A 20972-nucleotide genomic window follows, 5' to 3' on the forward strand; every position below is an offset into this window, starting at 1 on the left:
CGCTCCGGCGAGACACATACGGATCCTCTTCCGTTGTCGTCTCGAAAGGACGTTCCGCATGCCCTCCGTCTCCGCGCACGTCGCCCTCACCCTCGCCCAGCACCTCGACGCCGTCTTCGGCGTGATGGGCAACGGCAACGCGTACTTCCTCGACGCGATCGAGAAGCAGACCGATGCGTCCTTCACCGCCGTCCGCCACGAGCAGGGCGCCGTGGTCGCCGCCGACGCGCATTTCCGCGCCTCCGGCCGCATCGCGGCCGCCACGAGCACCTACGGCGCGGGGTTCACCAACACGCTCACCGCACTCGCCGAATCGGTGCAGGCCCGCATCCCCCTCGTGCTCGTGGTCGGCGACGAGCCGACGAGCGGTCCTCGCCCCTGGGACGTCGACCAGATCGCGCTCGCCTCCGGTGTCGGCGCCCGCACGTACACTGTGGGGCGCGCGGACGCGGCGGCCACCACGGTCATCGCGATCGAGCACGCGCTCACCTACCGCGTCCCCGTCGTCCTGGCGATCCCCTACGACGTGGCGGCCCGCGAGGCTGGAGAGGTCCCGGCCGCCCCGGCTCCCCGCGTGCCCGCGCCGCTCGCCCCGACCGGGGAGTTCGCGGAGGGGATGCTCGACCGCGTCGCCGAGGCGCTCCGCACCGCGCAGCGGCCGTTCCTGCTCGCGGGCCGCGGCGCCTGGCTCGCCGGGGCGGGAGAGGCGCTGGGCGCGCTCGCCGACGCCACGGGAGCGCTCACCGCGTCGTCGGCGCTGGGCCGCGGCGTCTTCCCCGACGAGCGCTACGACCTCGGCGTGACCGGCGGCTTCGGCGCCGAGGGCGCGATGGAGCTCATCCGCACGGCCGACGTCGCCGTCGTGTTCGGCGCGTCGCTCAACCAGTTCACGATGCGCTTCGGCGACCTCTTCGCCCCGGACACGCAGGTGTTCCAGATCGACGTCGCCCCGTCCGCCACGCACGCGCACGTGGGCGGATACGTCCGCGCCGACGCGCGTGTCGCCGCCGAGGCGCTCGTCGCCCGCCTGGACGGGGCGAGCGGATCGGGCTGGCGGGAGAACGTCGACGTCGCGGCGGCGCGCGCGTACGAGCCGGGCGACGAGATCGCGCCCGACGGCCGCCTCGATCCCCGTTCGGCCGCGCGACGGATCGCCGAGCTGCTCCCGGAGGACCGCGTCGTCGTCTCCGACGGCGGGCACTTCATCGGCTGGGCGAACATGTACTGGCCGGTCGCCTCCCCGGACCGGATGATGATGATCGGCACGGCGTTCCAGGCGATCGGCCAGGGATGGCCGAGCGTCGTCGGCGCCACGCGTGCCCGCCCCGAGGCGACCGTCGTGCTCACCTCGGGCGACGGCGGCGGCCTCATGGCGATCGCGGACCTCGAATCCGCCGTGCGCAGCGCCCGCGGGCACGGACTCGCGGTGATCTGGAACGATGCCGCCTACGGCGCCGAGGTCAACCTGTACGGCCTCAAGGGTCTCGCCCGCGAGCCCATGCTCATCCCCCAGGTCGACTTCGCCGCCTTCGCCGCCGCCGTCGGGGCGGAGGGGGTCGTCGTGCGCACCCTGGCGGACCTCGACCGGCTCGCCGAGTGGGCGCAGCAGGATCCGCAGAGCCGCCCGTACCTCGTCCTGGATCTGCGCATCTCGGGCGAGGTCATCGCGCCGTACCAGCAGGAGATCATCCGCGTGAACTCCTGAGGCCCGCGGACCGCGGACGCCCTAGGCTCGGTCTCATGAGCGCCACGCCCGACGTCCTCCGCTACGCCGCCTTCGCCGAGACGCCCGAGGGCGGCAACCCCGCGGGGATCGTGCTCGACGCGGCGGGACTCGAGGACGCCGACATGCTCGGGATCGCGGCGCGGATCGGCTATCCGGAGACGGCTTTCCTGCTCTCCTCTACCAACGCCGACGGGGTCCGCCGCCACCGCATCCGGTACTGGTCGCCCGAGGCGGAGGTGCCGTTCTGCGGGCATGCGACGGTCGCGACCGCCGTCGCCCTCGCCGAACGCGACGGCGAGGGCGCGATGGTCTTCGAGACCCCGGTCGGCGAGGTGGCCCTCACGGCCGCCACGGAGTCCGGCGCGATCCTGGTCTCGTTCACGAGCGTCGACCCGATCGTGCGCGAGCTCGATCCGCAAGTCCTCGCCCGCACCCTGGAGCTGTTCGGCCTGCGCCCCGACGACCTGGATCCGGCGTACCCCGCCCGGGAGTCGTTCGCGGGCAACTGGCACCCCGTGCTCGTGCTGACCGATCGCGAGCTCTTCCACCAGTTCCGGTTCGCGCCCGAGCCGGTCGCCGCGCTCATGCGCGCGCAGGGCTGGTCGGGCACGATCACGCTGCTGCACGCCGTCGCGGACGACGAGTTCCTCGCCCGCAACGTCTTCCCCGTCGGCCGGATCACGGAGGATCCCGCGACGGGCTCCGCCGCCGCGGCGACCGGCGCCTACCTGCGCGAGACCGGTCGCGTCCCGCCGTCGCGTCGCATCCGGATCCACCAGGGCGCGCACGTCGGACGGCCGAGTCTGCTGACCGTCTCGATCCCCGAGACGGGCGGGATCGTCGTCACGGGCGGCGCGACCCCGATCCGCTGACGCCCCGGAGGGAGGCTCACGCCTCCCGGAAGGCACCGCCGAGGAAGGCGTCGAGCTCGGCGACCGCGTCCAGGGGAAGGATCGCGGCGACGTACTGATCGGGGCGCACGACGACCACGACGCCGTCGCGGGAGAGCCCTCGCGCCTCGAAGATGTCCGTGCTCGACCAATGCGACGGGGCAGCGGCGTAGACCTTCTCCCAGTCGGTCAGCCCCAGCGGACCCGTCTTCGGCTGGAACAGCGCGGGCGTCCGGGTGACGTCGACGTCCTCGTAGGGCTGCTGATAGACGGCCTTCACGTCGAACACGGCGTCCACGTCTGCGTCCGCCGGCGTGAACCGGGCGAACACGGGCGCGGCGGCCGCGGCCCACGCGTCCAGTCCCGATCCGTCGCGATCCCCGAACGCATACACCCGCCAGCGCCCGTCCGCTTTCGCGTGGTGCCCGAGGTGGATCGCGTTGCCGTCGCCGACCCGCACGACCTCCGCGCTCTTGAACCGCTTGCCGAGGGGGAAGCCTTCGGCGAGCGCCTGGTGCGCGGCGGACCCCGTGATCATCGACTCCGTGTACTGCGTCATGAAACCGGACGGGAACTCGGCGGTGGCGAGGTAGTAGGTGGCGAGTTCTTGCGGGTCCGAGATCTCCTCGGGCTTGCGGGCCATGAGCGAGGACCACTCGCGGTCGAAGTCGATGAGCTGCTGCGCCACCGGCCGCCGCTCGGCGCCGTAGGTCTTCAGCAGCGCGGCCGGGGCGCGACCGGTGAGCACGGATCCGAGCTTCCAGCCGAGGTTGAATCCGTCCTGCATCGACACGTTCATGCCCTGCCCCGCCTTGGCGCTGTGGGTGTGGCAGGCGTCACCCGTGAGGAACACGCGGGGAGTCGCCTCGGAGCCCTCGTCGACGTCGTCGAAGCCGTCGGTGATGCGGTGGCCGACCTCGTACACGCTGTGCCAGGCGACCTGCTTCACGTCGATCGAGTAGGGGTGCAGGATGTCGTTGGCCTTCGCGATGATCGCCTCGATCGGCGTCGAGCGCACGGCATGGTTGTCGTCGGCGGCGACCTCGCCGAGGTCGATGTACATGCGGCTGAGGTAGCCGCCCTCGCGGGGAATGTGCAGGATGTTGCCCGCCTCGGCGTTGATCGCGCACTTGGTGCGCCAGTCCGGGAAGTCGGTGTTGACGAGCACGTCCATAACGCCCCAGGCGTGCGCGGAGATCCCGCCGACATGCGTGCGGCCGATCGCCTCGCGCACGCCGCTGCGGGCGCCGTCGCAGCCCACGACGTAGGCCGCCCGGATCGTCCGCTCGACGGCGTCCCCCGTCGCGGGATCGCTCTGCCGCACGCGGACCTCGACGGGGTACTCGCCCTCGTCGTGGACGGTGAGGCCGAGGAACTCGACGCCGTAGTCGGGGCGGATGCGACCGGGGCCGTCGGCGGCGGCCTCGGCGAAGTAGTCCAGCACGCGGGCCTGGTTGACGATCAGGTGCGGGAACTCGCAGATGTCGTAGGCATAGTCGGCGGTCCGCGCAGTGCGGACGATGTTCTGCGGGTTCTCGGGATCCGGGCCCCAGAAGTTCATCCACCCGATGTTGTAGGCCTCCGCAACGATCCGCTCGGCGAAGCCGAAGGCCTGGAACGTCTCGACGCTGCGCGGCTGGATGCCGTCCGCCTGCCCGAGCACGAGCCTGCCCTCGCGCTTCTCGATGATCCGCGTCGTCACGCTCGGGTACTGCGACATCTGCGCGGCCAGCAGCATGCCGGCCGGGCCGGATCCGACGATCAGCACGTCGGTCTCATCCGGGAGGGCGTCGGGGCGGTCGATCCCCGCCCCCGCTGCGGGAAGCACGCGCGGGTCGCCGGAGACGTATCCGTGGTGGTGGAACTGCATCGTCGTCGATTCCTTCCTGACGGCGCCGTCGGGGTCGGGGCTTCGGAACGGCGGTTGCCCGGAGGCGTCATCCGCTCTTGCGTATGAGCACCCAGTGTTCTATATTCGAACACACCGTTCTACTATTGAACACAGCGTAACCGAGCCCCGGGGATCGGGCAAGGTCTCACCCCGAGGAGGAGCGCCGATGGCCGAAGCGCCGGCGTCGCAGACACTGAGTCGCGGCATCAGGATCCTGGAGATCCTCGCAGAGGCCCGCGGATCCCTGTCGATCGACGACATCGCCGCACGCCTCGACGTCCACCGCTCGATCGCCTACCGCCTCCTGCGCACCCTCGAGGATCACGGCCTCGTGGATCGCGACCGCGCGGGGCTCGTCGCGCTCGGCGCCCGAATGGCGGCCCTCGCGGCCGGGGTCGCCCACGATCTGCAGTCCGAGGCGCTCCCCGAGCTGACCTCCGTCGCGAACGACCTCGGGATGACGTGCTTCCTCGTCGTGCTCGACGGGCAGGAGTGCATCACCCTGGTCAGCGTCGAGCCCCGTCATGCCGTGGCCAGCGTCGCCCAGCGCCCCGGCGCACGCCATTCCGTCACGGTCGGCGCCCCGGGCAAGGCCATCCTGACCCAGCTCGTCGAGGCCGAGTGGCCGGCTCCCGTCCCGCGCGGGCTGCGCGAGTCGGTCGCGGCGGCCCGGCTCGACGGCTATGCGACGAGCCACGACGAGGTCATCCCCACGGTGCAGTCGGTGGCGGTGCCGCTCGCCCTGCGCGGCCGACGGCCCGCGGCGATCGCGGTCGTGCACGTGGCGACGGATCGCACCGACGCCGAGATCGCCGGGCGGCTGCTGCGCTCTGCAGAGGCCATCCGCGAGTCCCTCGGGGCCTGAACACGGCCAACACCGGGATCCGTCCCCGCGCCCTGTCGCCGCGACCCAGCGCACCCGTCTCAGGACGGATCCGCCGTTCGGGGCAGATCCGACGTGGATCCTCCCCGAACGGCGGGACGAGCCTGAGAACGCGATGCGTCAGGCGCGGGACAGGCCGTAGATCGGACTCTTCGCCTGCTCCTCCTCGGCCTCCGGGCCGAGCGGGATCCCGCTGCGGTCGCGCAGGAGCAGGGTCGCGATGAGACCGAGGACGGTCATGCCCGCGAGATACCAGGTCACGGCCTGCGTCGAGCCCGTCGCCTGGACGAGGGTCTGGGCGATCGTCGGCGCGAAGGCTCCGCCGAGGATCGCGCCGATCGCGTACGAGATCGAGACGCCGGAGAAGCGGATCGAGGCGGGGAAAAGCTCCGTGTAGAGAGCGGCCTGCGGGCCGTAGGTGAGGCCGAGGCCGACGGTGAGGATCACGAGGGCGAGCGCCAGCATCCCGACACTCCCCGTGTTCACGAGCGGGAACAGCAGGAACACGCCGACGAGCTGCAGGATCCAGCCCGCGATGTACGTCGTCCGGCGACCGATCCGATCGGCGAGCAGACCGGCGATCCACGTGAAGATCAGCCAGGTGACGCCGGACAGGGTGACGGCCCACAGCACGTCCGAGGTGCTGAGGCCGATCGGACCTTTGGGGTCGGTCGCGTAGCGCTGGATGTATCCGCCGGTGGTCATGTACCCGACCGCGTTGTTGCCGGCGAAGACGAGCGCCGCGATGATCACGAGCAGAGCGTGCTTGCGGAAGAGCTGCACGATGGGCATGCGCGCTTCGGCCTTGCGCTCCGCGAGCTCCAGGAAGACCGGGCTCTCCTCGACCCTGCGGCGGACATAGTAGCCGATGAGGATCAGCACGACGCTCAGCCAGAACGCGACGCGCCAGCCCCAGGCCAGGAACCAGGCCTGCCCCGGGATCGCGAGCAGCGCGAGCACCGCCGAGGCGAGCAGCAGACCGAGCGGGACGCCCATCTGCGGCGACGCCCCGAAGATGCCGCGCTTGGCCTTCGGCGCGTGCTCGACGGCCATGAGCACCGCGCCGCCCCACTCGCCGCCTGCCGAGATGCCCTGCAGGATCCGCAGCAGCACGAGCAGGATCGGCGCCGCGACGCCGATCTGCGCGAACGTGGGCAGGAAGCCGACCAGCGTCGTCGAGGCCCCCATGAGCACGAGGGTGAGCATGAGGACGAACCGGCGTCCGTGCTTGTCGCCGAGGTGTCCGGCGAGGAAGGCGCCGAGCGGACGGAAGAGGAAGCTGATCCCGACGGTGATGAACGACAGGATCTGCGCGAATCCCTCCCCGGCCGGGGCGAAGAAGAGCTGGCCGAAGACGAGCCCCGCCGCCGAGGCGTAGATGAAGAAGTCGTACCACTCCACGGTCGTGCCGATCACCGTCGCGAAGACGACGCGGCGGCGGTCGGCCGGCGAGGCGATGGTCCCCGTGGGAGTGAAGCCTCCTGGCTCTGCGGACATTGTCTGCTCCTTTGCATGACGTCGTGCGTGGTGACGTCGTCGTCGCGGCCCGTGGTGGCGGGCCTTCCGAGGCGACCGGATCGGTGCTTGCCGCCCTCCTGCACGATAATATACGATTTCGAATACGACGCCAAGGAACCGATCCTGGCCGATCCGCGCGAGGAGGCGCCCTCTGATGACCGACACGTCCGTCCCGATCCCCCGGCCCGGCAAGATCATCGCGATCCACCTCAACTACCGCTCGCGGGCGGACCAGCGCGGACGCACCCCCGCCGCCCCCTCGTACTTCTTCAAGCCCTCCTCCTCGCTCGCGGGCAGCAACGCCACGGTGGAGCGTCCCGCGGGCACCGAGCTCCTCGCCTTCGAAGGCGAGATCGCGCTCGTGATCGGCACCGCGGCGCACCGCGTCGGGGTCGAGGACGCGTGGTCGCACGTCGCCTGGGTGACCGCTTCGAACGACCTCGGGCTCTACGACCTGCGCGCGAACGACAAAGGGTCGAACGTCCGTTCCAAGGGCGGGGACGGCTACACCCCGCTCGGCCCCGACCTCATCCCGGCCGCCGAGGTGGATCCCGGCTCGCTCCGGGTGCGCGCCTGGGTCAACGGGGACCTCCGTCAGGACGACGAGACCTCCGGTCTGCTCTTCCCGCTGCCGCAGCTCGTCGCCGATCTGTCCCAGCACTTCACCCTCGAGCCGGGCGACGTGATCCTCACCGGCACCCCGGCCGGATCCAGCGTGATCGAGCCGGGAGACGTCGTCGTCGTCGAGGTCGATGCGCCGCACTCCGCGAAGACCTACACCTCCGGAGGCCTGCGCACCACGGTCGCGCAGGGCGACGTGCCCTTCGACGGCGCGCTCGGATCCCTGCCCGCCGTCGACGATCTGCAGCGCGCCGAGGCGTGGGGCTCGCGCGAGGAGGCGGGTCTGCCCCCCGAGGACCCGTCGACCGAAGCCGCCCACCCCCAGGCGTCGTCGACCGAGACCACCGAAGCCGCCCACCCCCAGGGGTCGTTGAGCGAGGACGGCGAAGCCGACCGAGACGAAACGCCCCGCACCGCGCCCCGGCTGAGCGACGAGCTGCGCACGAGGCTCCTCGCCGCACCGACCGCCGGGCTCTCGGCCCAGCTGCGCAAGCGCGGCCTGCACCACTGCTTCATCGACGGCGTGAGCGCGAACCTCCCCGGCGCGAAGATCGTCGGCACCGCCAAGACGCTGCGCTTCGTGCCCGCCCGCGAAGACCTGTTCGCGAGCCACGGCGGCGGATACAACGCGCAGAAGCGCGCCTTCGACACAGTCGAGGAGGGCGAGGTCATCGTCATCGAGGCCCGCGGCGACGCCACCTCGGGCACCCTCGGCGACATCCTCGCGCTGCGCGCCAAGGCCCGCCGTGCGGCCGGCGTCGTGACCGACGGCGGCGTGCGCGACTTCGCCGCGGTCGCCGAGATCGGGCTTCCGGTCTTCTCGCAGGGCGCTCATCCCTCCGTGCTCGGGCGCAGGCACGTCCCGTGGGACGTCGACGTCACGATCGCGTGCGGCGGGGCGGCGGTCCAGCCCGGCGACGTGATCGTCGGCGATGCGGACGGCGTCGTCGTGATCCCTCCTGCGCTCGTGGAGGAGGTCGTCGACGCGACCCTCGCCCAGGAGGACGAGGATGCATGGATCGCCGAGCAGGTCGAGTCGGGCCACCCCGTCGACGGACTGTTCCCGATGAACGCCGCGTGGCGCGCGACGTACGAGGCCTGGCTCGCGGACGGCCGGGAAGGCCGGCGATGACCGACACCGCCCTCACCGGGAGCAAGTCGGAGCAGGCATACGAATGGATCCGCTCCCGCATCGCGTCGCGCGCCTTCGGCCCGGGATTCCGCCTCGTGCTCGGCACGATCGCCGAGGAGCTCGACATGAGCGTCGTCCCGGTGCGCGAGGCGATCCGGCGGCTCGAGGCGGAGGACCTCGTCACGTTCGAGCGGAACGTGGGCGCGAGGGTCTCCCTCGTGGACGAGAGCGAGTACGTGCACACGATGCAGTCGCTCGGGCTCATCGAGGGCGCCGCGACCGCTCTGTCCGCCCCCTTCCTCGACGCCGAGGCGCTGGATCGGGCCGCCGAGGTCAACGACCGGATGACGCACCTGCTCGCGCACTTCGACGCGCACACCTTCACCGAGCTGAACAAGACCTTCCACTCGGTGCTGTACGAGCCCTGCCCCAATCCGCACATCCTCGACCTCGTGCACCGTGGCTGGGCCCGCCTCAGCGGGATCCGCGACTCGACGTTCGCCTTCGTGCCCGGCCGTGCCGAGCACTCCGTCGAGGAGCACGTGCAGATCCTCGACCTGATCCGCTCCGGCGCCGATCCGCTCGAGATCGAGCTCGCGGCCCGCAACCACCGCTGGCGCACGATGGACGCGTTCCTCGCCAGCCGCCATCCGCACGCCGACTGACCACCCGAACCGCACGAACCCGACAGAACCCCCTCGGAAGGACGATGATGACCGACGTCTACACCCCCGCGGACCTGCCCGCGACCATCCAGCACTACATCGACGGCGCGTTCGTCGACTCGATCGACGGCGACACCTTCGAGGTGCTCAACCCCGTCACGAACGAGACGTACGCCCACGCCGCCGCCGGCAAGAAGGCCGATATCGAGCTCGCCGTCGCCGCCGCGAAGCGCGCCTTCGACGAAGGCCCCTGGCCGCGGATGCTCCCCCGCGAGCGTTCGCGCGTGCTGCACAGGATCGCCGACATCGTCGAGTCGCGCGACGCGCGCCTCGCCGAGCTCGAGTCCTTCGACTCCGGCCTGCCGATCACCCAGGCACTGGGTCAGGCCCGACGCGCCGCCGAGAACTTCCGCTTCTTCGCGGACCTCATCGTCGCCCAGGCCGACGACGCGTTCAAGGTCCCCGGCAAGCAGATGAACTACGTCAACCGCAAGCCGATCGGCGTCGCCGGCCTCATCACGCCGTGGAACACGCCGTTCATGCTCGAGTCGTGGAAGCTCGGCCCCGCGCTCGCGACCGGCAACACGGTCGTGCTGAAGCCCGCGGAGTTCACCCCGCTGTCCGCATCGCTGTGGGCCGGCATCTTCGAGGAGGCGGGGCTGCCCCAGGGCGTCTTCAACCTCGTCAACGGACTCGGCGAGGACGCGGGCGACGCCCTCGTCAAGCACCCCGACGTCCCCCTCATCTCGTTCACCGGTGAGAGCCGCACAGGGCAGATCATCTTCGGCAACGCCGCTCCCTTCCTCAAGGGGCTGTCGATGGAGCTCGGCGGCAAGAGCCCCGCAGTCGTGTTCGCCGACGCCGATCTCGACACCGCGATCGATGCCTGCATCTTCGGCGTGTTCTCGCTGAACGGCGAGCGCTGCACGGCCGGATCCCGCATCCTCGTCCAGCGCGACGTCTACGACGAGTTCGTCGAGCGCTACGCCGCCCAGGCCAAGCGGGTCAAGGTCGGCCTGCCGCACGACCCCACGACGGAGGTCGGCGCGCTCGTGCACCCCGAGCACTACGAGAAGGTGATGAGCTACGTCGAGATCGGCAAGGAGGAGGGCCGCCTCGTCGCCGGCGGCGGGCGCCCCGAGGGCTTCCCCACGGGCAATTACGTCGCGCCGACGGTCTTCGCCGACGTCTCCCCGGACGCCCGCATCTTCCAGGAGGAGATCTTCGGACCGGTCGTCGCCATCACCCCGTTCGACACCGACGAGGAGGCACTGGCCCTCGCGAACAACACGCGCTACGGCCTCGCCGCCTACATCTGGACGAACGACCTCAAGCGCGCGCACAACTTCGCGGGCGCCGTCGAGGCCGGCATGGTGTGGCTGAACTCGAACAACGTGCGGGACCTGCGCACCCCGTTCGGCGGGGTCAAGGCCTCGGGCCTCGGACACGAGGGCGGCTACCGCTCGATCGACTTCTACACCGATCAGCAGAGCGTGCACATCACCCTGGGCGAGCCGCACAACCCGGTCTTCGGCAAGCAGGCGCCGCCTGCCGAGCAGGACCTCGACGACCCGGACCCCCGCTGACCGGATCCCCTGCTCGGACCCGCTCGCTCCCCCTGCTCCCGTCGCGATTCCTGCCGCTCTGACGCGCTCATACCGACAGCCATCGCGACGGGAGCAGAACCCGAACCGACTTTCTCTCACGCAAGGACGCTGACATGACCAACCGCGCCGACATGACGCTCACCTCCTCCGGCTTCTTCACGAGCCAGGAGGCGCCCATCGCCACCGACAACCCGATCCCGACGCCGCAGGCGAGCCCGCCCGACGTGCTGCGCTGCGCCTACATGGAGCTCGTCGTGACGGATCTGACGGCCTCCCGCCAGTTCTACGTCGACGTGCTCGGCCTGTACGTGACCGAGGAGGACGACGAGGCGATCTACCTCCGCTCCACGGAGGAGTTCATCCACCACAACCTCGTGCTGCGCAAGGGTCCGGTCGCGGCCGTCGCCGCGTTCTCGTACCGCGTGCGGACGCCCGAGGATCTCGATCGCGCCGTCGCGTTCTACACCGAGCTCGGCTGCGATGTGCGCCGCAACCCGGACGGCTTCGTCAAGGGCATCGGCGACTCGGTGCGGGTGGTGGATCCGCTCGGGTTCCCCTATGAGTTCTTCTTCCAGACCGACCACGTCGAGCGGATGAGCTGGCGCTACGACCTGCACATCCCGGGCGAGCTCGTGCGCCTGGATCACTTCAACCAGGTCACGCCGGACGTTCCGCGCGCGGTGAAGTACATGCAGGACCTCGGCTTCCGCGTCACCGAGGACATCCAGGACGAGGAGGGCACGGTCTACGCCGCGTGGATGCGCCGCAAGCCCACCGTGCACGACACCGCGATGACCGGCGGCGACGGCCCGCGCATGCACCACGTGTGCTTCGCGACGCATGAGAAGCACAACATCCTCGCGATCTGCGACAAGCTCGGCGCGCTCCGCCGCTCGGACGCGATCGAGCGCGGCCCGGGCCGCCACGGCGTCTCGAACGCGTTCTACCTGTACCTGCGCGACCCCGACGGCCACCGCGTCGAGGTCTACACGCAGGACTACTACACGGGAGACCCGGACAACCCGGTCGTCACCTGGGACGTGCACGACAATCAGCGCCGCGACTGGTGGGGCAACCCCGTCGTCCCGTCCTGGTACACGGACGCGTCGCTCGTGCTCGACCTGGACGGCAACCCGCAGCCGGTCGTCGCACGCACGGACAGCAGCGAGATGGCGGTGACGATCGGAGCCGACGGCTTCAGCTACACCCGCGCCCCCGAGGACGGCGCCGCCGCGGAGGGCATGCCGGAGTGGAAGCAGGGCGAGTACAAGCTGGGCCACCAGCTCTGAGGTCTCGGAGACGCCGTTTCGTCTCGGTCGCCTTCGGCGTCCTCGCTCAACGTCCCCGATTCGCCTCCCCACCCGCACGGTCGTTGAGCGAGGACGCGCAGCGACCGAGACGAAACGCCCCACCCGCACGGTCGTTGAGCGAGGACGCGCAGCGACCGAGACGAAACGCCCCACCCCACGGTCGTTGAGCGAGGACGCGCAGCGACCGAGACGAAACGCCCCATCCGCACGAGAGGATGTCCCCATGCTTCCCGCAGACACCATCGCCGCCCTGGCCGCCGAGCTGGCCGAGGCGGACCGCACCCACGGCGTGATCCCGCGGATCACCGCGCGCCATCCCGAGGCGACCGTCGAGGACTCGTACGCGATCCAGGGCGTCTGGCGGGACGCCCAGATCGCCGCGGGCCGCCGCCTCGTCGGCCGCAAGATCGGCCTCACGTCCAAGGCCATGCAGCAGGCCACGGGCATCACCGAGCCCGACTACGGCGTGATGTTCGACGACACGGTCTACCCGTCCGGATCCGTCATCCCCACCTCCGACTTCTCCAACGTGCGCATCGAGGTCGAACTCGCGTTCGTCCTGAAGACCCCGCTGGAGGGCCCGGACTGCACGCTGGACGACGCTCTGGCCGCGATCGACTACGCCGTCCCCGCCCTCGAAGTGCTCAACTCGCACATCGAACTGGAGGGGCGCACGATCGTCGACACGATCAGCGACAACGCCGCGTACGGCGCCATGGTGCTCGGCTCCGTGCACAAGCGTCCCGACGAGATCGATCTGCGCTGGGTGCCCGGCGTGCTCAGCCGCAACGGCGAGATCGAGGAGACGGGCGTCGCCGCGGGCGTCCTCGGCCATCCGGCCACGGGCGTCGCCTGGCTCGCCAACAAGTTCCACCAGCACGGCGCCCGGCTCGAGGCGGGCGAGATCATCCTCGCCGGATCCTTCACCCGGCCGATGTGGGTGTCCGCCGGCGACGAGGTGCGATGCGACTATGGCGAGATGGGAGTCATCGAATGCCGCTTCAACTGAACCCGACGTTCCGCGAGCAGCTCGGCGTGGCCGTGCGACCGCTGTTCGGACTGTGGGCCTGCACCGGCAGCCCCCTCGTGACGGAGATCGCCGCGGGCTCGGGGCTGGACTGGCTGCTCATCGACGGCGAGCACTCCGCGAACACGCTCGAGACGATCCAGACGCAGCTGCAGGTCGCCGCCGCCTATCCGGTCACGCCGCTCGTGCGCGTGCCGTTCAACGACGCCGTCGCGATCAAGCAGGTGCTCGACCTCGGCGCGCAGAATCTCATCGTGCCGATGGTGTCGTCCGTGGACGAGGCCCTCGCCGCCGCCGCCGCGACCCGCTACCCGCCCGAGGGGATCCGCGGAGTCGGATCCGCTCTCGCCCGCAGCGCCCGCTGGAACAGGGTGGAGAAGTATCTCGTCGATGCCGATCAGTACGTCTCCCTCACCGTGCAGATCGAGTCCGTCGCGGGCGTCGAGGCGGCGGAGGGGATCGCCGGCGTGGACGGCGTCGACGCCGTGTTCGTCGGACCGTCCGACCTCGCCGCGTCGATGGGGCTCCTCGGCCAGCAGACGCACCCCGCCGTGGTCGAGGCCGTCACAGACGTCTTCGCGGCCGTGAAGAAGGCGGGGAAGGCCGTGGGCGTGAACGCGTTCGATCCCGCGGCGGCGGACGCGTACGTCGCCGCCGGCGCCGACTTCGTGGCGGTGGGCGCGGACGTCGCCCTGCTCGCGCGGGCGTCCGAGGCGCTCGCGACCCGCTACCTTCCGTCCACCGAGGACGCCGAAGCCGACGAGCCGCGTCCCAGCTACTGACGCGGCGCCGGGCCGTCGCGACGCTCCTCCCGGGATGCGACTGGCGTTTTCATAGCCACGGACGGCAGGATGATGCCATGACGTTCCCCGCTCTCGCGCCCCTCGCCGACCGTGCGGCCCTGTTCGCCGCTCTCCGTCAGGATCAGCTCGTCACGGCGACCGCCGCCCTCGGCGAGCACCGCTGGGACGCGGATCTGGCCGCGGGCACGCTGACGTTCACCGCAGAGGCGGATCCGAGCCGGCAGCTCGTCGCCCGCGCCTCGCTCGTCGCGACGATCGCACCGGGTCCCCGCTCGCTGATGTGGGCCTGGGCGCACCCGCAGGGAGGAGCGGACGCGTCGATCGCGGGGCTGCGCGACTACGGGACGACCTACGCGATCGCCGAGCTGTCGGAGCCGGAGCTTCCGTTCCCCGCCGAGGCGGACGCGGACGTCGAGGCCTGGATCGCTGCGGCCGCGCACCAGGTGGGCGCGGTCGCGGAGGAGATCACCGGTCGCTCCCCGTACTATTCGGCACCGGTCGGCAGCGGCACCCGCGCCGTGTTCCTGCTCGACGCCCCCCTTCCCCCGCTTACCGTGGCCGACGCCGTCCTCGCGCTGCCGCGGGTCCTGAGCGGGCTCGATCTCTCCGACCCGCGCTCCTCGGTCTGGGACCTCGCGCGCCTCGCCGGATGGTCGATGCAGTGGACGGACGACGCCTACTCGGGTGCCGTCGTGAGCGACGCCAGCGGCAGCGCGACGTTCCGTTTCGACGAGTACGCGCGCATCGCGGGCGTCGAGTCGCAGCTCGGTCAGCCCGCGCAGGCCTGATCCCGGCCCCCTCGTCCTCCCCCGCGGAGCACGACCCGCCGGTTAGCATGGCCGGCATGGGCGCCCTCGACACCATCCCCGCCGGCCGCACGTTCGCGCTCGACGACATCGTCGTCTACGCCGATCCCGCACATCGCACCCTCGACGAGGCGTTGCAGGACGCCGACGTGCTCGTGAGCGCCCCGCACGCGGGCGCTGCGATCCCCGAGGAGCTCGCGGAGTTCCTGTCCCCCGCCCTGACCCGTCGGCTGCAGTACGACTTCACGGACGTCTCGACCGCCTCGGTCGTGCGGCGGTGGGCCGCGCAGGATCCGCACGTCGTGGCGGTCGTGAATCCGCACCCGCGTCTGGTCCGGGATCCCAACCGCCCGAAGCCCGCCGACGTCGCCGCGGATCTCACGGAGGCGCTCCGGCGCGTGCGCGCGGCCGGTCCGGGGAACCCGGTCGACCTGAGCGGCGTCGACGCGATCCGTCCCGTGACGTTCTCGTTCTTCCCCCTGCTGCGCGTGCCCGACACGGATGCGGAGATGCGCCGGCTCGTGGAGGCGTTCGCGGAGGTCGCCGAGCGAGGCCTCGGCGTGTACGAACAGATCCGGGACGACCTCACCGAGCGGCTCCTGACGGCCCGGCTCGCGCACGGCGGGCGGCTCACCCGCCTCTCCTTCCACGACACGATGAACACGACGACGACCCGCCAGGGCGCCGTGGACGTGCCGCGCGCGGAGAAGGACCGGCTGCCCCGGGTCGTCGCGCTGTCGAATCGCGGGGGCGAGCGCGGCGAGGAGCGTGACCCGGCCGATCCGCCGACGATGGATCCGGCGCGGCTGCGCGCCCTGGCGGAGGCGCATCGCGCGGGCTTCCGGGTGGAGGCCGCGGGCGACGTCACGCTGAACCGGCCGTATCTGGGCAGCCAGGAGATCCGCTCGGCCGGCGCACGCTTCCGCGAGGTCGGGGATCAGGCGCGGGAGTCGGGCGCGGAACTCGACGCCGTGCAGGCGGAGTTCCTGCGTGAGTTCCTCCTCGGCGACGCCGCGACCGCGCAGCTGCACCGTCCGGGATCGGACTGGGTGTCGGAGGATCCGGAGCGCGTTGACGCGCTCGCCGCGGCCTGCCGGCGGACGTGGGACCTCTACCGCGCGCTTTGAGGACGCCGGAGGATCGGGGCGGGCGTCATCCTCCCCAGAGCACGCCGAACAGCGCGCCGAACGCGATCGTCGTGACCGCCAGCACCAGCGTCGGGACGAAGAAGGAGTGGTCGACGAGCTTCGTGCCGAGCTTCGTCGTGCCGGAGGTGTCGAAGTTCGCGGCGGCGATCTGGGACCCGTTCGTCGGCAGCAGGTAGATTCCGGCGAACGCGCCCGCCCACATGCCCGACAGCAGGCCCAGAGGGATCCCGGCCGCGAGACCGATCGGGACGATGGTGCGCGTGGCGGTGGACTGGCTGGTCGTCAGCACGCAGACGAGGAACACGCCGAGCGCGAAGATCCACGGCGCAGCGCTGACCAGTCCGCCGACGCCCTCGGCGATGAGGCGGGAGTGCGCTCCGAGGAAGGTGTCGGTCAGCCAGGCCAGGCCGAACAGCGCGATCGCGGAGACCATACCGGCCCGGAACACCGTCATACCGGGGATCTCCGCGACCTTCGGACGCGCGACGAGCAGGATCACCGTGCCCGCGACGAACATCACGATCTCGATGATCGGCGTCATCGCGATCGGCATCCCGGCCGCGTCCAGCGGGCGGAGGGGCTTGAACAGCCCGAAGAGGACGATCAGGGCCACGCCGAGGAGGAAGATGATCGCCGCGTTGCGGCCGGCCGGAGTGACCGTGACGTCGGCCTTCACCTCGCCCGCCCCCGACCGCGGCGGCGCGAGCTCGCCGCGGGCGATCTTCGCCTGCACCTCGGGGTCGTCCGCGAGGTTCTTGCCCAGGCGGTTCACCACGATGCTGGACACGACGATCCCGGCGATCGCCGCGGGGATCGTGACCTTGAGGATGTCGACGAGTTCGAAGTCCCACGGCGCGGTGTCGGTGAGGGTGACCATCGCGGCCATCGCAGCGGAGACGGGGCTGCACGCGAGCGCCACGCCCGTCGCGACCACGGAGAGGGACAGTGGACGGGAGGGACGGATGCCGTTGCGGTAGGCGAGATCCTGGATGACCGGCAGCAGCGGGTAGAGGATGTTCGAGGTGCCGGCGCCGACGGAGAACAGGAATGCGACGAGCGGCGCGATGAGGGTGATCTGCCGGGGGCTGCGCGAGATGATGCCCGCCGCGACCGAGACCATCCAGTCGATCCCTCCGGCCAGCTGCATCATCGAGGCGGCCAGCACCACGGTCAGCACGATCAGCAGCGCGTCGACCGGCGGAGAGCCGGGGGCCACTCGGAAGACGAAGACGAGGATCGCGACCCCGGTCCCGCCCCAGAGGCCGAGCCCGACGCCGCTCGAGCGGGTCCCCATCACGATGCAGCCGAGGACCACGATCAGTTCGGCGATGAAAAGCGCGATCTCCACAGGATGCTCCTCCGGTCACGGTCAGCGTCATCCTAGTGACCCGCCGGCCGGGGGGGCCGGGTCATCGCGGCCGCGATTCCCGCCGCGGCCACGCGCCCCCGATCAGCGTCCGAGGCGCTGTCGGGCGGTGTTGCGGCCCGCGGTGATCGGCACGTGCGCGGTCGCGGCGGCCAGGCCGAACAGCGGCATGTCGGCGTAGACGGCCTCGAGATCCCGCGCGGGGACCTGATAGGTCTCGTGCCACACCCCGACGCTGCCCGAGCCGAGCAGCGTCTTCATGTAATCGCGCCACGGCTGCAGGTGCGGTGCGTCGCGATCGGCGGCGAAGCGCTGCAGATGCTCCGGGCTCTCCCAGTAGGACAGCAGGATCGTGGTGCGGCCCAGCCAGCTCTCGGCGCCGAGCATCCCCGCCTCCGGGTGCGTGGCGAGGTGGCGCAGGATCTTGGGCATGTTCCGCGCGACGCGCTGCACGCGGGCGAACTGCCACCACCTGTTGGCCCGCATGCCGATCACGAAGACGGTGATGCCCTCGCGGTCGACGGAGGCGGTGTAGCGGCCGGGGAAGACGTCGGCACCCATCGCGGGATCCCTTCATCACGTTGTTATGGAACACTGTTACAGAACGACGTTACGATAGATTGGACCTCATGGCAAGACCTGTCACCCACGATGCGACCCTGCGCTCCGCGTTGCTCGCGGCCGCGGCCGCGATGATCGACCGGGACGGACCGGAGCGGTTCTCCGTGCGGGAGGTCGCCCTGGCCGCGGACACGTCGACCTCGGCGGTCTACTCGTTGTTCGGCGGCAAGGCCGAGCTCTTCGCGGCGGTCGTCGACGACGCCTTCGCGTCCTTCGGACGAGCACAGCGCGAGGCGGAGCCGCACGGCCTCCGGGCTCTCGGGGTCGCCTATCGGGCCTGGGCGCTCGCTCACCCGGACCGTTACCGGCTGATGTTCAGCGGCACGGTCGATCCGCGCGGCGGCGCCGCGGAGCCGCCCAGTGCGCGCACCGCGCTGCTCCCCCTCATCCGCACGCTGACCGGATCCGCCGAGATCGATTCCGAGACCGATCTGCGCGACACGATCGCCGTCTGGGCGCAGGTGCACGGCGCCGTGAGCCTCGAGCTCTCCCGGGTCTGCCCGCCGGTCGTCGACGCGGACGCGGTCTACGAGACCGTGCTCGACGCGATCCTGGCCGTCCACCCCGGACGCTGAGTCTCCCGTCGCGACGCGGGCCGCCCGCCGGAGCCGTCAGACTGCGGCGGCGCGCTCCGCGGCCTCGACCACGTTCGTCATGAGCAGGGCGACCGTCATCGGTCCGACGCCACCGGGATTCGGCGAGATCCAGCCCGCGACCTCGGCGACGGCCGGATCCACGTCGCCGAGCACCCGACTCTTCCCCGTGGCGGGATCGGTCTCCCGCGTGACCCCCACGTCGAGGACCGCCGCGCCGGGGGCGACGTCCTCGGGGCGGATGAGATGCGCCACGCCCGCCGCGGCGACGATGACGTCGGCCTCGCGGAGGAAGCGGGGCAGATCGACCGTCCCGGTGTGGGTGAGCGTCACCGTGGCGTTGAGGTCGCGACGGGTCAGCAGCAGCCCGATCGAGCGTCCGATCGTGACACCGCGTCCGACCACCACGACGTGCTTCCCCCTGAGGTCGTAGTCGTTGCGCAGCAGCAGCTCGATGACACCGCGGGGAGTGCAGGGCAGCGGGGTGTGGATCGGCGCGTTCACGTTGAGCACGAGACGTCCGAGGTTCGTCGGGTGCAGTCCGTCCGCGTCCTTGGCCGGGTCGATCCGTTCCAGGATCGCGTCGGTGTCGAGGTGCTTCGGCAGCGGCAGCTGCACGATGTAGCCGTGGCAGGCCGGATCGGCGTTGAGCTCGTCGATCAGCGCCTCGACCTCGGACTGGGTCGCGTCGGCCGGGAGCTCGCGCTGGATCGAGTTCATGCCGATCGCCTCGGACTGCCGGTGCTTCATGCCCACGTACAGCTGCGAGGCCGGGTCGGCCCCGACGAGGACGGTGGCGATGCCGGGGACGATCCCGCGCTCCTTCAGCGCGGCGACGCGCTCGGCGAGCTCCGCCTTGATCTCGGCCGCCGCCGCCTTGCCGTCAAGAATCTTCGCGGTCATCGCGTCTCTCCGTTCTCTGGTCGAAGGTGTTGTCGCCCGTCCCCGGGCAGTGAGGGAGGACGACGGCGGGCGGGCGAGACGAAACGCGCGCTCTTGCGACATTGCCGCGTTTCGTCTCGGTCGCCTTCGGCGTCCTCGCTCAACGATCCCGGGGCGGGATGCGGCGATGCCTACTGCTGCAGGTCGGGGTAGAGCGGGAACGCGGCGGCGAGCGCGTCGACACGGGCGCGCAGCGCCTCGACGTCGGCGCCGGGCTGCAGCGCGAGCGCGATGACGTCGGCCACCTCGGTGAACTCGGCGTCGCCGAAGCCGCGGGTCGCGAGCGCGGGCGTGCCGATGCGCAGGCCGGAGGTGACCATCGGCGGACGCGGGTCGTTCGGCACCGCGTTGCGGTTGACCGTGATGTGGATGTCGTGCAGCAGGTCTTCGGCCTGCTTGCCGTCGATATCGGCGTCGCGGAGGTCGACGAGCACGAGGTGCACGTCGGTGCCGCCCGAGCGCACCGCGATGCCCGCATCGGTCACGTCCTGCTGCGAGAGGCGGTCGGCGATGATCGCCGCACCGCGCAGCACGCGCTCCTGGCGCTCCTTGAACTCCGGGGTGCCGGCGATCTTGAACGCGGTCGCCTTCGCGGCGATCACGTGCATGAGCGGTCCGCCCTGCTGTCCCGGGAAGACCGCCGAATTGATCTTCTTCGCGATGTCGGCGTCGTTCGTGAGGATGAAGCCGGAGCGCGGGCCGCCGATCGTCTTGTGCACGGTCGACGAGACGACGTGCGCGTGCGGCACGGGGTTGGGGTGCAGCCCCGCGGCGACGAGACCGGCGAAGTGGGCCATGTCGACCCAGAGCAGGGCGCCGACCTCATCGGCGATGGCGCGGAACGCGGCGAAGTCGAGCGTGCGCGGGTAGGCCGACCAGCCGGCGATGATGACCTTCGGCTTGTGCTCGATCGCGAGACGGCGCACCTCGTCCATGTCGATGGTCGAGGTCTCCGGGTTCACGCCGTAGGCGACGATGTCGTACAGGCGGCCGGAGAAGTTGATCTTCATGCCGTGCGTGAGGTGACCGCCCTGGTCGAGCGAGAGACCGAGCAGGGTGTCGCCGGGCCGCGCGATCGCGTGCAGCACGGCGGCGTTCGCGGTCGCACCGGAGTGCGGCTGGACGTTCGCGAACTCGGCGCCGAACAGATCCTTGGCGCGGGCGATCGCGAGCTCCTCGGCGACGTCGACCTCCTCGCAGCCGCCGTAGTAGCGGCGGCCGGGGTACCCCTCGGCGTACTTGTTCGTCAGCACGGAGCCCTGCGACTGCAGGACCGAGACGGGGACGAAGTTCTCCGAGGCGATCATCTCGAGGAAGGTCTGCTGACGCGTCAGCTCACGGTCGAGGACCTGGGCGATCTCGGGATCGACCTCGGCGAGAGGCGCGTTGAAATAACGGTCGGTCATGGCGTGCTCCTTTGACA

Annotated in this window: 18 protein-coding genes; 12 read left to right on the top strand and 6 right to left on the bottom strand. The window is 71.0% G+C overall.

Features of this window, described 5'->3' with window-relative positions; all coding sequences use genetic code 11:
* The first annotated feature begins 58 nt into the window (after nucleotides 1-58).
* Together Q0P88_RS00420 and Q0P88_RS00425 are read left to right on the top strand one after the other, a co-directional pair.
* Nucleotides 59-1705 (top strand): thiamine pyrophosphate-binding protein, encoded by a 1647-nt coding sequence (locus tag Q0P88_RS00420; RefSeq protein WP_295010307.1) that lies wholly within the window; start codon nucleotides 59-61, stop codon nucleotides 1703-1705.
* 35 nt (nucleotides 1706-1740) lie between these two features.
* Nucleotides 1741-2598 (top strand): PhzF family phenazine biosynthesis protein, encoded by an 858-nt coding sequence (locus Q0P88_RS00425; RefSeq protein WP_295010308.1) that lies wholly within the window; start codon nucleotides 1741-1743, stop codon nucleotides 2596-2598.
* A gap of 16 nt (nucleotides 2599-2614) precedes the next feature.
* Here Q0P88_RS00425 and Q0P88_RS00430 read toward each other — a convergent pair whose 3' ends face one another.
* Entirely contained in the window at nucleotides 2615-4486 is a 1872-nt protein-coding gene (locus tag Q0P88_RS00430) for an FAD-dependent monooxygenase (RefSeq protein ID WP_295010309.1), read from the bottom strand.
* 187 nt (nucleotides 4487-4673) lie between these two features.
* On the opposite strand from Q0P88_RS00430, the gene Q0P88_RS00435 reads away from it, so the two are divergent.
* Nucleotides 4674-5372 (top strand): IclR family transcriptional regulator, encoded by a 699-nt coding sequence (locus tag Q0P88_RS00435; protein WP_295010310.1) that lies wholly within the window; start codon nucleotides 4674-4676, stop codon nucleotides 5370-5372.
* Between the two features lie 138 nt (nucleotides 5373-5510).
* Here Q0P88_RS00435 and Q0P88_RS00440 read toward each other — a convergent pair whose 3' ends face one another.
* Complete coding sequence (locus Q0P88_RS00440) at nucleotides 5511-6887, bottom strand: MFS transporter (protein ID WP_295010311.1); 1377 nt, start codon at nucleotides 6885-6887, stop codon at nucleotides 5511-5513.
* 175 nt (nucleotides 6888-7062) lie between these two features.
* Between Q0P88_RS00440 and Q0P88_RS00445 the strand changes: the two genes are divergently transcribed.
* The 8 genes from Q0P88_RS00445 (at nucleotide 7063) to Q0P88_RS00480 (ending at nucleotide 16006) form a co-directional block, all read left to right on the top strand.
* On the top strand, nucleotides 7063-8661 hold the full coding sequence (locus Q0P88_RS00445; RefSeq protein WP_295010312.1) for a fumarylacetoacetate hydrolase family protein: 1599 nt from the start codon (nucleotides 7063-7065) through the stop codon (nucleotides 8659-8661).
* A complete protein-coding gene (locus Q0P88_RS00450; RefSeq protein ID WP_295010313.1) occupies nucleotides 8658-9326 on the top strand; it encodes a GntR family transcriptional regulator in 669 nt (222 codons plus the stop codon). Before Q0P88_RS00445 ends, Q0P88_RS00450 begins: the two co-directional genes overlap by 4 nt.
* Nucleotides 9327-9373: 47 nt before the next feature.
* Nucleotides 9374-10912: a 5-carboxymethyl-2-hydroxymuconate semialdehyde dehydrogenase gene (gene hpaE, locus Q0P88_RS00455; RefSeq protein WP_295010314.1), complete on the top strand. Its 1539-nt coding sequence runs from the start codon at nucleotides 9374-9376 to the stop codon at nucleotides 10910-10912.
* 134 nt (nucleotides 10913-11046) lie between these two features.
* Nucleotides 11047-12222, top strand: a complete 1176-nt coding sequence (gene hpaD, locus Q0P88_RS00460) for a 3,4-dihydroxyphenylacetate 2,3-dioxygenase (protein ID WP_295010315.1) — start codon at nucleotides 11047-11049, stop codon at nucleotides 12220-12222.
* A gap of 244 nt (nucleotides 12223-12466) precedes the next feature.
* A complete protein-coding gene (locus Q0P88_RS00465) occupies nucleotides 12467-13252 on the top strand; it encodes a 2-keto-4-pentenoate hydratase (protein WP_295010316.1) in 786 nt (261 codons plus the stop codon).
* Nucleotides 13237-14052: an HpcH/HpaI aldolase/citrate lyase family protein gene (locus tag Q0P88_RS00470; protein WP_295010317.1), complete on the top strand. Its 816-nt coding sequence runs from the start codon at nucleotides 13237-13239 to the stop codon at nucleotides 14050-14052. Before Q0P88_RS00465 ends, Q0P88_RS00470 begins: the two co-directional genes overlap by 16 nt.
* Before the next feature lie 77 nt (nucleotides 14053-14129).
* Nucleotides 14130-14861, top strand: a complete 732-nt coding sequence (locus Q0P88_RS00475) for a DUF6882 domain-containing protein (RefSeq protein WP_295010318.1) — start codon at nucleotides 14130-14132, stop codon at nucleotides 14859-14861.
* A 56-nt stretch (nucleotides 14862-14917) separates the two neighbouring features.
* The gene (locus Q0P88_RS00480) at nucleotides 14918-16006 is read left to right on the top strand and encodes an N-formylglutamate amidohydrolase (RefSeq protein ID WP_295010319.1); all 1089 of its coding nucleotides are present in this window, start codon (nucleotides 14918-14920) and stop codon (nucleotides 16004-16006) included.
* A 25-nt stretch (nucleotides 16007-16031) separates the two neighbouring features.
* On the opposite strand, the gene Q0P88_RS00485 is transcribed toward Q0P88_RS00480, so the two are convergent.
* A complete protein-coding gene (locus Q0P88_RS00485) occupies nucleotides 16032-17375 on the bottom strand; it encodes an anaerobic C4-dicarboxylate transporter family protein (protein ID WP_295010320.1) in 1344 nt (447 codons plus the stop codon).
* A 102-nt stretch (nucleotides 17376-17477) separates the two neighbouring features.
* On the bottom strand, nucleotides 17478-17954 hold the full coding sequence (locus Q0P88_RS00490; RefSeq protein ID WP_295010321.1) for a DUF4188 domain-containing protein: 477 nt from the start codon (nucleotides 17952-17954) through the stop codon (nucleotides 17478-17480).
* 68 nt (nucleotides 17955-18022) lie between these two features.
* Here Q0P88_RS00490 and Q0P88_RS00495 point away from each other — a divergent pair, with 68 nt between their 5' ends.
* Nucleotides 18023-18589 (top strand): TetR/AcrR family transcriptional regulator, encoded by a 567-nt coding sequence (locus Q0P88_RS00495; protein ID WP_295010322.1) that lies wholly within the window; start codon nucleotides 18023-18025, stop codon nucleotides 18587-18589.
* 36 nt (nucleotides 18590-18625) lie between these two features.
* Here the strand turns inward: Q0P88_RS00495 and Q0P88_RS00500 are convergent, their stop codons facing one another.
* On the bottom strand, nucleotides 18626-19510 hold the full coding sequence (locus Q0P88_RS00500; RefSeq protein WP_295010323.1) for a bifunctional methylenetetrahydrofolate dehydrogenase/methenyltetrahydrofolate cyclohydrolase: 885 nt from the start codon (nucleotides 19508-19510) through the stop codon (nucleotides 18626-18628).
* Nucleotides 19511-19680: 170 nt separating this feature from the next.
* On the bottom strand, nucleotides 19681-20955 hold the full coding sequence (gene glyA, locus Q0P88_RS00505) for a serine hydroxymethyltransferase (protein WP_295010324.1): 1275 nt from the start codon (nucleotides 20953-20955) through the stop codon (nucleotides 19681-19683).
* Between the last annotated feature and the right edge of the window lie 17 nt (nucleotides 20956-20972).

It is taken from the genome of uncultured Microbacterium sp. (assembly GCF_945952435.1).
Lineage (GTDB): Bacteria > Actinomycetota > Actinomycetes > Actinomycetales > Microbacteriaceae > Microbacterium.